Annotated in this window: 14 protein-coding genes and 1 tRNA gene; 4 read left to right on the top strand and 11 right to left on the bottom strand. The window is 45.3% G+C overall.

Going from position 1 to position 12,622, the window contains the following annotated elements:
* Positions 1-31: 31 nt before the first annotated feature.
* Positions 32-108, bottom strand: a tRNA-Arg gene (locus tag V1U08_RS18750).
* A gap of 204 nt (positions 109-312) precedes the next feature.
* On the opposite strand from V1U08_RS18750, the gene folD reads away from it, so the two are divergent.
* Positions 313-1,173, top strand: a complete 861-nt coding sequence (folD, locus tag V1U08_RS18755) for a bifunctional methylenetetrahydrofolate dehydrogenase/methenyltetrahydrofolate cyclohydrolase FolD (protein ID WP_014231181.1) — start codon at positions 313-315, stop codon at positions 1,171-1,173.
* Positions 1,174-1,249: 76 nt separating this feature from the next.
* Here the strand turns inward: folD and V1U08_RS18760 are convergent, their stop codons facing one another.
* From V1U08_RS18760 to V1U08_RS18775, 4 genes are all read right to left on the bottom strand, one after another.
* A complete protein-coding gene (locus V1U08_RS18760) occupies positions 1,250-2,449 on the bottom strand; it encodes a NupC/NupG family nucleoside CNT transporter (RefSeq protein WP_014231180.1) in 1,200 nt (399 codons plus the stop codon).
* A gap of 240 nt (positions 2,450-2,689) precedes the next feature.
* Positions 2,690-3,637, bottom strand: coding sequence for a LysR family transcriptional regulator (locus V1U08_RS18765; RefSeq protein WP_330471235.1), 948 nt, complete (start codon positions 3,635-3,637; stop codon positions 2,690-2,692).
* Positions 3,638-3,711: 74 nt separating this feature from the next.
* Positions 3,712-4,683: a lytic murein transglycosylase gene (locus tag V1U08_RS18770; protein ID WP_329346286.1), complete on the bottom strand. Its 972-nt coding sequence runs from the start codon at positions 4,681-4,683 to the stop codon at positions 3,712-3,714.
* 44 nt (positions 4,684-4,727) lie between these two features.
* Positions 4,728-5,012, bottom strand: coding sequence for a YcgL domain-containing protein (locus tag V1U08_RS18775; RefSeq protein ID WP_014231177.1), 285 nt, complete (start codon positions 5,010-5,012; stop codon positions 4,728-4,730).
* A 197-nt stretch (positions 5,013-5,209) separates the two neighbouring features.
* Here V1U08_RS18775 and minC point away from each other — a divergent pair, with 197 nt between their 5' ends.
* From minC to minE, 3 genes are read left to right on the top strand one after another with little or no spacing between them, the layout of a single operon-like run.
* Positions 5,210-5,872 (top strand): septum site-determining protein MinC, encoded by a 663-nt coding sequence (gene minC / locus V1U08_RS18780; RefSeq protein ID WP_020336114.1) that lies wholly within the window; start codon positions 5,210-5,212, stop codon positions 5,870-5,872.
* A gap of 17 nt (positions 5,873-5,889) precedes the next feature.
* Complete coding sequence (gene minD / locus V1U08_RS18785; protein ID WP_014231175.1) at positions 5,890-6,702, top strand: septum site-determining protein MinD; 813 nt, start codon at positions 5,890-5,892, stop codon at positions 6,700-6,702.
* A 2-nt stretch (positions 6,703-6,704) separates the two neighbouring features.
* Positions 6,705-6,968 carry a cell division topological specificity factor MinE gene (minE, locus tag V1U08_RS18790; RefSeq protein ID WP_014231174.1) on the top strand — a complete coding sequence of 88 codons (264 nt, stop codon included), beginning with the start codon at positions 6,705-6,707 and terminating at the stop codon, positions 6,966-6,968.
* A gap of 127 nt (positions 6,969-7,095) precedes the next feature.
* On the opposite strand, the gene rnd is transcribed toward minE, so the two are convergent.
* The 6 genes from rnd to tsaB all read right to left on the bottom strand — a co-directional run bounded on the left by rnd (position 7,096) and on the right by tsaB (position 12,613).
* Complete coding sequence (gene rnd, locus V1U08_RS18795) at positions 7,096-8,214, bottom strand: ribonuclease D (RefSeq protein ID WP_041170305.1); 1,119 nt, start codon at positions 8,212-8,214, stop codon at positions 7,096-7,098.
* A gap of 79 nt (positions 8,215-8,293) precedes the next feature.
* The gene (gene fadD / locus V1U08_RS18800) at positions 8,294-9,985 is read right to left on the bottom strand and encodes a long-chain-fatty-acid--CoA ligase FadD (protein WP_020336111.1); all 1,692 of its coding nucleotides are present in this window, start codon (positions 9,983-9,985) and stop codon (positions 8,294-8,296) included.
* Between the two features lie 105 nt (positions 9,986-10,090).
* Positions 10,091-10,945 carry an alpha/beta hydrolase gene (locus V1U08_RS18805; protein ID WP_330471236.1) on the bottom strand — a complete coding sequence of 285 codons (855 nt, stop codon included), beginning with the start codon at positions 10,943-10,945 and terminating at the stop codon, positions 10,091-10,093.
* Between the two features lie 6 nt (positions 10,946-10,951).
* The gene (locus V1U08_RS18810; protein ID WP_330471237.1) at positions 10,952-11,509 is read right to left on the bottom strand and encodes a Slp family lipoprotein; all 558 of its coding nucleotides are present in this window, start codon (positions 11,507-11,509) and stop codon (positions 10,952-10,954) included.
* Positions 11,510-11,556: 47 nt separating this feature from the next.
* Entirely contained in the window at positions 11,557-11,862 is a 306-nt protein-coding gene (locus V1U08_RS18815) for a hypothetical protein (protein ID WP_014231169.1), read from the bottom strand.
* Between the two features lie 49 nt (positions 11,863-11,911).
* Entirely contained in the window at positions 11,912-12,613 is a 702-nt protein-coding gene (gene tsaB / locus V1U08_RS18820; RefSeq protein ID WP_330471238.1) for a tRNA (adenosine(37)-N6)-threonylcarbamoyltransferase complex dimerization subunit type 1 TsaB, read from the bottom strand.
* Between the last annotated feature and the right edge of the window lie 9 nt (positions 12,614-12,622).

Genomic DNA, 12,622 nt, shown 5'->3' on the forward strand with positions numbered 1-12,622 from the left:
ACTCATCGAGTTATCGGGGCTTTTGAATAAATGGCACGCCCTATAGGATTCGAACCTATGACCACATCCTTAGAAGGGACGTGCTCTATCCAGCTGAGCTAAGGGCGCGCTACAGGGAAAGGATTATACGAGTTAAAATGGGTAAATCAACGGCTTTTAGTAACATTCTGATCTGAATGCCTAAAAAAAGGTCACTGAATCAATGAATGCTCAAAAACACCTCAGAGCAAACGTTTGCGTATGGATGTTAAATAGAAATTCTGCGACAATGCGCCGCAGATTATCTGCCTTCTAAAATTTATAAGGAAAGTCATGACTGCTCAAAATATTGATGGGACTCTCATTTCCCAAACTGTTCGTTCTGAAGTTGCAGCACGAGTAAAAGCTCGCGTTGAAGCTGGATTACGTGCCCCTGGCCTTGCAGTTGTTCTAGTTGGTGAAGACCCTGCTTCTCAAGTTTATGTTGGCAGTAAACGCCGCGCTTGTGAAGAAGTGGGTTTTGTTTCCAAGTCTTTTGACCTTCCGGCATCAACCACTGAAGCAGAATTGCTAGCGTTGATCGATGAGTTGAACAATGACAACGAAATTGATGGCATTTTAGTTCAGCTTCCACTTCCTGCTGGAATTGATAGCACTCATGTTTTAGAGCGTATTCATCCAGAGAAAGACGTGGATGGCTTCCACCCTTATAACGTAGGCCGTCTTGCACAGCGTATCCCTAAACTACGCTCTTGTACGCCGAAAGGTATTATTACCCTGCTTGACCGCTACAATATTAATCTTCGTGGTAAACACGCTGTGGTTGTAGGAGCTTCAAATATCGTTGGTCGTCCAATGACACTTGAGTTGCTATTGGCGGGCTGCACAACGACGACCTGTCACCGCTTTACTAAAGACTTAGAGAGCTACGTTCGTCAAGCCGACGTCGTTGTTGTCGCAGTAGGTAAACCAAACTTCATTCCTGGCGAATGGATTAAGAAAGGCGCTGTGGTTGTCGATGTGGGTATCAACCGTCTTGACTCTGGTAAGCTGGTTGGCGACGTGGAATACGATAAAGCACGTGAAAGCGCGAGCTTCATTACTCCAGTACCTGGTGGCGTTGGTCCAATGACAGTAGCAAGCCTGATTGAAAACACAATGCTGGCTTGCGAGCAGTTCCATACGGACAAGTAATCTCAGATCGCTAAATACTAAAAAGGCTCCTCTCGGAGCCTTTTTTCTTTATGTTGTGTAAATTTAGTCTAAATCGTTAAAGACTTAAAATCACACCCGCAATGGATGCACTCATCAAGTTCGCCATCACACCCGCGACAATCGCGCGAAATCCATGCTTAGAAACAAACGCACGCTTCTCTGGCACCAATGATCCCAAACCACCAATAAGCATTGCCATGCTTGAGATGTTCGCAAAGCCACATAGTGCAAAAGTCACAATCGCTTGAGAGTGTGCACTTAGCTGCGACTTCACTTCTGCAAGTTGGATAAAAGCAACAAACTCATTTACTACGATTTTATTACCGATCAGAGACCCTGCCGTGATCGCCTCTGCCCATGGAACACCTAACAGCCAAGCAACTGGCGCAAATACGTAGCCTAAAACGAGTTCGAAGCTTAATGGTGTGCCAATAAGATCGCCAAACCATCCCAAAATGCCGTTGAGCAATGCAATCACACTGATGAAAGCCAACAGCGTGCCACCAACTGCAACCGCGATACGAACACCCGCCATCGCACCATCTGCCAATGCTTCAACTACATTGGTTGCTCGTGGGATTTCAACTTGGCTAAGATCGATTTCCTCAGCTTGGTTTGTGTCTTCCGGCATCAGAATTTTAGCCATCAACAAACCGGCAGGAGCAGACATAAACGCCGCCGCGATCAGGTAATTTAAGTCTACACCCAAAGATGCATAACCGACCAACGTGCCACCAGCAACCGAAGCCAAACCACCAGTCATTACTGCAAAGAACTGAGAATCCGTCATGTGCTTTAGATAAGGTTTAACCATTAATGGCGCTTCAATCGTACCAACAAAGATATTGGCTGTAGCAGATAAAGACTCAGCACGACCAATGCCTAACAGCTTTTGGATACCACCACCTATAAAGTTAATCATTCTTGGCATAACACCAATGTGGTAAAGGCCAGCAATAAGCGAAGAGAAGAAGACAATAATGCCGAGTACATTGATAGCGAAAGTGAATCCGCCTGTCGCCAAATTGCCGAATAAAAACGCGATGCCTTCCTGACCATAGTTGATTAAGTTCGATACTACGCTGCTCACTGAATTTAGAGCGTCTCGCCCTGCTGGTACATACAGAACCAATAGTGCAAACAATACCTGTAAGGCAAAAGCAAGTGAGACGGTTCTGAGCTTTATATTTTTTCTATTTGTAGAAAGTAGCCATGCTACGAAGAGTATGGCTACGATACCAATAAGTGAATTCATAAATTGGGTCCGACAGAAGGGGAATGGTAAAGGCGTCGGATTGTATAGCGGACTCAAAATGCTGCAACTTGAGGTTGTTAACAGTGTGAAAAGTTTCAGTGGTCAATATTTAAACTAAACATTAAACTATTGAATTTGCTAATGATAAACGTTTGCTTTTTGTTGTTATTTCCATATGGAAAAATTGTTTATAGATTCAGAAAAATTTTTGTGACAAAAATCACCTTATGTATACGATCGTCATGACTTAGGAATGGAGATATACGGTGCTAATCTTTGATCCCAAAGACACGGATTACCGATCTTCTGTTTTATAAAGTTGATCACCGCAGATATTTTTTTCGGCATGTGCTGTCGGCTCGGATAAACCGCATAGAAAGGCATCGACTGGCTGGCTTTCCATTCCGGGAGTAATTGAATTAGCTTCCCAGTTCTGAATTCATCGCCAAGCAAATACGTCGCGAGATAAGCGATCCCCCACCCTGCGATTGCAGCGTCGCGAACCGCTTCAGCAAGATCAACAGAATAGTTACCGGAAACTTTGACGTTTAGTTCCTGCTGATCTTTTGTAAATGCCCATCCGGTGTAATCACGCTCCCAGCTTCTGTAGATCAGGCAGTTGTGCAACGATAGATCGTCAGGTTCCACTGGCTTATCATGTTTAAGCAGGTAGTCTGGAGACGCCGCGACAACAAACTGGCAATCCGTTAATCGCTGGGCAATGTAACCTTCGGGCAAGTGTTCATTGTTGGTTACCCATAAATCCAAGCCTTCAGCTAACATGTCCACCTTGTAGTCGAACAAGTGCACTTCAACCTCAAGTTGAGGATACCGTTCTCTTAGCTCCTGAATAGCAGGAATGATATGTAAAGTGCCGAATGATTGCGAAATGCCCAACCGCACAAGCCCAGCCACTTCATCTCTCTGGCTTTCCATTTCCAGCGTTGCGCTGCTGACAGCCTGAACGACCTGCTCACAATGATGATAGAAGGTTTTGCCCGCTTCAGTCGGAGTAAAACTTCTCGTGGTGCGTTGCACCAGCTTAATACCAAGTGAGTTCTCTAATTGGCTAAGTTGTTTACTCACATGGGAGACGGATACGCCGAGGCTTTTTGCTGCCGCCGTAAAGCTTTTGTGTTTGATCAATGCAGAGAAAATGACCATTTGAGCAGCACGTTCAGATAACACGAATTACCTCGATTTAAATGCAGTAAAAACTAAGGGCTCCGAAGAGCCCTTAAGAACGATAATTTATTCAGGAACTAGTATGTGATGCGATCAGCTAAGTGGCTAACAGCTAAAGCGAAGTAGTAAGAGCGGTTCCACTTCATCAACACATTGTAGTTATTGTAAACCAGATAAGTTCGACCGTTTTCATCGTCAGGCATAATCAGCCAAGCTTTGATATCGTCATCCAGTTTAGGTAGCGGGCTGCCATCAAACTTGGTGATACCTAATTTGCTCCACTCCTGCAGGTACTTACCCTTCTCTTCGGTTCGACCTTCCAAGTTATGATCAATGCCTTTCGGAACTTTTACCTGACGTCCCCAAGTGTAATTGTCATCCCAGCCGGATTTGCTCAGGTAATTCGCTGTTGAAGCAAACACGTCCGCTTTGGTTTGCCAGATGTCTTTCTTGCCGTCGCCATTACCATCCGCTGCAAAGCGAAGGAAGGAGCTTGGCATAAACTGACACTGCCCCATCGCACCCGCCCATGAACCTTTAAAATTCTCAAGTTCAATATGGCCTTGATCCAGAATCTGAAGGGCAGCCATGGTTTCTTTACGGAAGAACTCTTCACGGCGACCTTCAAATGCCATGGTAGAAAGCGCGTCTATGACACGGAAGTTACCCGTAAACTTACCAAAATTACTTTCCACGCCCCACAACGCGACAATAAAACGTGGCTGAACGCCGAAGGTCTCACCAATGCGTTTAAGATCCGTGTAGTGCTCTTTGTATAATTCTTTTGCTTGCTTAACCTTCCACTCTGGGACTGCACGCGGAATGTACTCATCCAGCGTCAGTTTTTTCTCAGGTTGGTTTCGGTCTGCTTTCACCGCTCGTGGCTTATATTCAACATTAGCGAAAGCGGCGCTGATGACCTGCTCGGAGATGCCTTGAGCACGCGCTTCTGCACGCAACTTATCCAGGTATTCCTCAAAACCTTCACTACTTGCAAAGGCTGAGGCGCACATGCCAACGCTAAGCAGTGTAGCCAGTATTTTTTTCATATTCCCCTCCTTGAGCAAGGCAGAAGTCTCAGCAAGATATGGAATTATTTCCTGTCTTTTTGCTGAGCTTTTTGTTCTTTATATTTTTCTAACAGATTTTCCGGTGGTGGCGGAACCTGCAGGAAGAAACCATCGTTAATTAATGAGGCTTTCACTTTCTCGATATCCACCTGCGCCAATGTACGACCATCAAGTTTAATCGTCATGACAGCGATAGGCTTACCGAACATCTGCATCAAGGTGTCAGGAACCTGTGAAAAATCATCCTTTTTCGGAATATAGAGATAAGTACCTTCTTTTTTAGAGCTTTTATAAATAGAACAAAGCATGACACGCCTTTTATGCTGATTTAGCCGTTTTTATTACGGATTTAGTTGGAAACGTAAAATTGCCGCAAACTTAATAGCAAATTTGAGATTAATTCACCGAATTGCTTGTTAGAGAACTTGCTGCGCCAAAAGATGAAATATAACATGATAGACCTAGTTTAAGGCAACGCTCTTTCAACAGAGGCAAGAAGTCCACGATGACCCATTCACCAGACCTTAAAGGTAGCAGCTTTACTTTGTCAGTTTTACACCTTTCTGACAGCAAGATAGAAAAAACTATCGAATTTTTGCAAGAAAAAGTGTCTCAGGCACCGTCATTCTTTGCATCAGCACCTTTAGTTATCAATATATCGAAAGTCGAAGGCGACATTGATTTTCCTAAACTCAAGCAGGGCATAGCCGACGCTGGGTTCATTCCGGTCGGTGTAACGGGCTGTAAAGATAAACGTGTACAGAACCTTGCTTCTGAAGCTGGCTTCGCCATCATGTCCGCAAGTAAATCGCCGAGCCAGGCACCCGCGAAAATGGCGCCAACTAAGTTCGTTCGTACACCGGTTCGCTCTGGTCAACAAATCTACGCGAAAGACGGTGATTTAGTGGTACTAGCACATGTTAGCGCTGGGGCAGAAGTTATTGCCGATGGTTCTATTCATATTCACGGAACTTTGCGCGGGCGCGCAATTGCAGGCGCTAGTGGGCAGCATGAAGCGCGGATTATTTGCCACGATTTACAAGCAGAACTAGTATCTATTGCTGGAGATTACTGGTTAAGCGATCAAATTGAGAGTGAGTATTGGCAGCAGAAAGTAATGATCAGTAGAGCCGAAGAATCATTACATCTCGAAACACTCACGATTTAGTATAAAAAGGAAAACAAATGGCACGCATTATTGTAGTAACGTCTGGTAAAGGTGGCGTCGGTAAGACCACTTCAAGCGCAGCCATCGCCTCTGGCTTGGCTTTAAAAGGCAATAAGACTGCGGTAATCGATTTCGATATCGGTTTACGTAACCTCGATCTTATTATGGGCTGTGAGCGTCGCGTAGTTTATGACTTTGTGAACGTCATTAACGGTGAAGCGACACTAAACCAAGCGCTGATCAAAGATAAGCGCACAGAAAACTTATTTATTCTTCCTGCATCACAGACACGCGACAAAGACGCACTCACGAAAGATGGCGTACAGCGTGTATTTACCGAATTGGACGAGATGGGTTTTGATTTCATCATCTGCGACTCACCAGCAGGTATCGAGCAAGGTGCTCTAATGGCGCTCTACTACGCGGATGAAGCCATTGTGACCACCAACCCTGAAGTCTCATCTGTGCGCGACTCAGACCGTATTTTGGGTATTCTGGATTCGAAGTCGCTACGAGCAGAGCAAGGTTTAGAGCCTGTGAAGCAACACCTTCTGTTGACTCGATACAACCCGATGCGCGTAAACCAAGGTGAAATGCTGAGTGTTGAGGACGTTGAGGAGATCCTTCACATCCCGCTTCTGGGCGTGATTCCTGAAAGCCAGGCGGTGCTTAACGCATCAAACAAAGGTGTGCCAGTAACGTTTGATGAAGAGACAGACGCGGGCATGGCTTACTCTGACACAGTAGACCGCTTACTTGGTAACAAGGTAGATTTTCGTTTCCTTACAGAGGAGAAGAAAGGGCTCTTTAAACGACTGTTCGGAGGATAGACATGTCACTATTAGAATTTTTCCGCCCACAGAAGAAAAAATCCGCAAGTCTAGCCAAAGAGCGTTTGCAAATTATTGTGGCAGAACGCCGCAGCCAAGATGATCCGGCACCGTCTTATCTGCCTCAGTTAAAAGAGGATATCCTGAAGGTGATCGGCAAATACGTAGACATTGACCCGAACATGGTTGATTTAACGTTTGAGCATAAAGACGATGATATCTCGGTGCTTGAGTTAAATGTAAAACTGCCTGACGACGAGAAGTAATTCGGATTTAGGTGTTTGTGAAGTGAAATCAGTCATTGGTTTACTAACAAACACCTACATTTCTACATTGCACACTGCATAAAAAAGGTTGGCTACATGGCCAACCTTGTTCTATCTACATCTTGCGCTACTTAAGCGCTTTATTCATTTTTTCGCCGATAAGTTCAAGACGCCAGTTTTGCATCACATCAGGCATTCTTGCCGGATCACGGTCCTTTTTCCATACCCAGCTAAGCAACTGATTGATCTGCTTTTTAGAGGCAAGGAACTCAGTAGCCAAGCCAGATTTCTGTGATGCACTTTTCACAATATCTTTCATGTTCTTGAAGACCTGCTTATAGCCTGGGTAGTCCATAAGACGTTCAATTTTCTCAGGGTATTCATCCGCAGGTGTCTGCTTGGCTTTTTTAACGATATCAGCAATCTTTGCACCGTGACGGTTAACGGCTCGGATATCAATGCCTTCCGCTTCCATTTTCTTAAAGCTTGTTAAACCAAGGCGGGCAACTGTTAATAAGTCCCCTTCTTTGAAAACAAAGTTCAGAGCAAGGTCACGTTTGATTGCCTGACGGTAACGCCAAGTGGCCAGCGGTTTTAAGACAGCCAACTCTGCCGGTTTAAGTTGCCATGCACCTTTGATATCAAGGTACGCATTTTCTTCGTTCACTTCACGAATACGCTTCGAAACCAGTAAATCGCTCTCCTGCTGCACCGCATGCCACCAGCCAGCTTCGGTGACTTTATCGAGCAAGATTTCGTAAAGCGGCAGCAAGTAGTGCACGTCAGCCGCAGCATAATCAAGCTGCTTTTGCGTCAGCGGACGAGCCATCCAGTCTGTGCGAGACTCACTCTTATCCAGTTCAACACCCAGATATTCTTCCACAAGCGTCGCAAAGCCTGTTGATAGCCCATGCCCAAGAAACGCAGCCATAAGCTGGGTATCGACCATCGGAAATGGCGTGCAACCAAACGCATTCTGGAACACTTCGAGATCTTCACCACATGCATGCAGAACTTTTAATACCGAGGTATCTTTCAAAAGTTCAACAAATGGTGACATGTCCGTCAGTTCTGTCGGATCGATTAAGGAAAGATTATTGCCGTCGAAAAGCTGAATCAAACCTAGCTGTGGATAGAAAGTTCTGATCCGTACAAATTCCGTATCCAACATAACGACATCTGCGTCTCTGGCTTGAGCGCAAACTTGTTCTAGGTCTTTGTTTTTAATAATAATCTTATAATTCACATGCTTCTCGCTATAAAAAATGCCAGCAAAACGCTGGCATTCTATCATTTTTTAATTCCGGCGACTTCACGAAATCGACTTATGCGCTCTTCTTCGCAAGCTCTGCATCGTTTTCTTCACGAAGAACACGGCGTAGAATTTTACCTACGTTAGTCTTCGGTAATTCTTCACGGAATTCAACCAGTTTTGGCACCTTGTATCCCGTTAAATGTTCACGACAATGTGCAATCACTTCATCTTTCGTTAAGCTTGGATCGCGTTTAACGACATAGATTTTCACCAGCTCACCAGAAACATCGTTAGGCTGACCAATCGCTGCAACTTCCAGAACTTTACCATGCAATGCGACAACATCTTCGATTTCGTTCGGATAAACGTTAAAGCCAGAGACCAGAATCATATCTTTTTTACGGTCAACAATATGAAGGAAGCCTTCGTCGTCAAACTTAACAATATCACCGGTTGATAACCAGCCTTCTTGGTTGATGGTGTCTTTGCTAGCCTCCGGACGCTGCCAGTAACCTTGCATCACTTGAGGGCCACGAACCTGAAGTTCACCCGTTTCGGTATTTGGCAGAGCATTGCCCTCTTCATCAACGATACGAACTTCTGTCGATGGAACAGGCAAACCTATAGACCCATTGTATTCGATAAGATCATGCGGGTAAGCGGCCACCAGAGGAGAACATTCTGTCAGGCCATAACCTTCTAACAGATAGCAACCTGTTGTCTTCAGCCATTTTTCTGCAACGGCGCGCTGAACGGCCATACCACCACCGACAGACAGTCGCAGATTGCTAAAGTCCAGCTCATGGAAGTCTTCATTGTTAACCAGAGCGTTAAACAGCGTATTAACCCCGGTGATAGCAGTAAATGGATGCTTTTGTAACTCTTTTACAAAGCCCGGAATATCACGTGGGTTGGTAATCAGCAGGTTACGGCCACCCATTTCAATAAACAGCAGGCAGTTAACGGTTAATGCAAATACGTGATAAAGCGGTAATGCGGTCACAACCAGTTCTCTACCAGGAGTCAGCACCGGGCCATACGCACCTTTCGCCTGCAATACGTTTGCAATCATATTGCGATGGGTCAGAATCGCGCCTTTCGCCACACCCGTCGTACCGCCGGTGTATTGTAAAAATGCAATATCATCGCCAGACATAAATGGCTTCACGTACTGTAAACGACGACCTTTGCCTAACGCTTTACGCATTGAAATCGCACCAGGCAGGTTATATTTTGGCACCATACCTTTAACGTATTTCACGACAAAATCGACAATCGTACCCTTCGCTCGCGGCAACATCTGCCCAAGGCTGGTCAGCACAACATGTTTTACAGAGGTGTTCTCAACAATTTGCTCTAACGTATTAGCAAAGTTAGAAACAATCACGATCGCTGTCGCACCAGAGTCGTTGAGCTGGTGTTCAAGTTCACGAGGAGTGTATAACGGGTTCACGTTTACCGCGATGCAACCTGCACGCAAAATACCAAACAGCGCAACGGGGTATTGAAGCAAGTTAGGCATCATCAGAGCAACTCGGTCACCCTTTTTTAGCTTTAACTCATTTTGTAGGTAAGCGGCAAATGCACGACTACGCTCTTCCAGCTTTCGGAAGGTCATAACCGAGCCCATGTTCATAAATGCTGGTTGGTCTGCGTACTTTTGTACAGACTGCTCAAACATTTCAACCAAAGACTCATATTGGTCTGGGTTAATGGTTTCAGGTACGTCACTTGGATAACGTGAAAGCCATGGTTTATCCACGATATTACTCCTCGTTCATCGCTGTCTTACGATAACAGCCTTTTTATTTTGAGGGCTATTACAGCACAGCGAAGGTGCTTGAGCACGAAACTCCCAAACACTTGTTTAAATTTTGTTAACTACACCAAGAATTCCGTCTGAAACTTCGAGTATTTGCTCTAAATGACAGTGATGACCTCCCGAGACAGTAATCACTTGTGGTGAATTCTGCCCCCAATCAGCTTGGCTGGAAGGTAAATTTTGGAATCCTTGGTCGCCCAATACGATCAGGTGTGGACAACGTATTTGGCTGGTGATTGAGTCCGCATGCTCTTGCGCCATTCGGTAAAGCGAAGCGCATTTTAACTTAGCGTCATGTCGCCAAAACCAGACATTTTCACGCTGTACTGTTCCGCGTTCTACGATTGGCAGAAGCTGTTCAGCGGTCAGTTGGTTGGCTTGCATGCGTAACTTTAGAGCCAGTTCAAAAGAAGATAGGGATCGTTCAGGCTTATTTTGTTGCCGATGTCGACTCAAAATGCCATCACGAAGTCTTTGCAAACTATTGGAAGGCACCTCGGTAAGAGGACCAGCACCTTCGATTTGCACTAACGCTTCGACCTGCTCAGGAAACGCAGCACTATAGCAACTTGCGACTAAAGCACCAAGTGAATGACCTACTAATACCAGCCTGTTTGGCGATAATTCATCCAACAACTCATATAAGTCGGCAATATAATCGTGGAAGAGGTAATAATTGTCGGATGATTTGTGGCTGGACAAACCATGCCCAAAGTGATCAATGGCTAATAAATGGAGAGTTGGGTTGAGCTGATGCATTTGCCCCATCAACGCTTTGAAGCTACCTGCGTTGTCTAACCAACCATGAAGAAAAACGACTGACAAGTCAGCCGTTTTTTCATTACCTATTTCAAGGGCTGCCATTGTTCCGGCAGCAAGTTCAAATCGACGCTCATGCATAGCAGATTATTTGACCTGTTTGATGATTCTGCCATCTTGCGGGAAATCATGACGCTCCATACGGCAGTTAATTGAATAGCAAGGGTAAAGGAAAAGTGGTGTATCGTAAGTTCGTACTCGCTCTTCTATCGTCCATAAACGGTAGCCCTGACCTTTCATCAGAGGGAAGATGTATTCACGCTCGCCGATTTTCCCTTCTTCTTCACCCGCACTTTTTCCGACCACTGTGACTAAACGCCCTTTGCTAAATGCCACAGGCTCTAAATAACCATCGAAGTAAACGGCAAAACGGCCTGCTGGTTCAGCACTAATATCGGGCTTGCCCGTCTCGCTAATGGGTAAATTAACGATTTCTACGCGCGTTTTGTCTTTGAAGTTGTCGACTTTAGCGATGATCCCCCCTAGACGGACATCACTATTTACAAGCCCTTGCGACTCAGCAAACGTTTTATAGTCTGTAAGAACTTGCTCAGTTGTTGCATGCAATTCTTCAGGAAGAGAACTGCACGCCGACAGCCCAAACGCAGCTAACAAAACCAGAAAAATGTGTCGAGAAAATGTCATAAGCTACCATTGAAATCTATTTATCGGGAACGAATGAGTTTCGTCCATTACACATAAATATCGACACCAAGCAATTGAGCCAGTTCCTCTTTTTTCGCTCGATTCATGACATCCATGTACTGTTCCATCGCTTTTCGTGCATTTCCCTCGGGAAGATCGTACTGCACTTGCGCTCTGTGAATCTGGGATTCATCCACTTGCTTTATGGAATGCGCGACCGCATTAGCAACTTTAGACGTCTGACCGACAGGTTGCTTAATCTGAGATTCTTTTACCTGCTTCTTTTTACTGACTTTGTTCGTGCGAGTCGAACCTGCTATCAGCGAGGGCGGTAATCCATTAATCGACGCCATAACGTTCCATAAAAAAGCGGGGTAATCCCCGCTTTTATCTCAATCTAAATTATTCGCGGCCCGGAAGTTTCTTCCAGGTCACATTATCGCGCAGATAAACCGGACTTGATTCTTCAACCGGAACCGTGTTGCCTTTTTCTAACTCTTGCTTAGCCAGAATCACGATGTCTTGAGAATCAGGGTAAAGTACGTCACTTGAAGTAACACTGAATGGCAAATTGGCCAGCTCTTCCTGATAAGCCCCCCAACCGGTACCTGCCGTTGTCCAGGTTTTATCGTCGGCTTGAGCTTCTTCAACCAGACGTGCAGGCGGAATCACACACTCTTCATCCACACCGGCCCACTCACCATTTTCCTGGCGAGAATAACGCGCCCAGTACACTTCACTCATGCGTGCATCAATAGCAACGGCAACATCCGTCGAACCATGAAGACGGTAGCTTGCTTGTGCCATCGCAGCGAGTGTTGACACACCAATCATCGGCAATTCAGCACCAAACGCTAAACCTTGTGCAATGCCGATACCGATACGAACACCTGTGAAGCTACCCGGACCACGACCAAATGCCAGTGCATCCAGTTCTTGTAGAGTCAGACCCGCTTCTTTCAACACTTCATCAACCATAGGTAAGACTTTTTTCGTATGGTCACGAGGTGCAACTTCACTGCGTGAAATCACTTGATCATTAACCAGTAGTGCAACTGAACAGTTTTCAGTTGATGTATCGATGGCAAGAATTTTTGCGCTCATTTAACTCTC

It is taken from the genome of Vibrio sp. YYF0003 (genome assembly GCF_036350715.1).
Taxonomy (GTDB): domain Bacteria; phylum Pseudomonadota; class Gammaproteobacteria; order Enterobacterales; family Vibrionaceae; genus Vibrio; species Vibrio natriegens.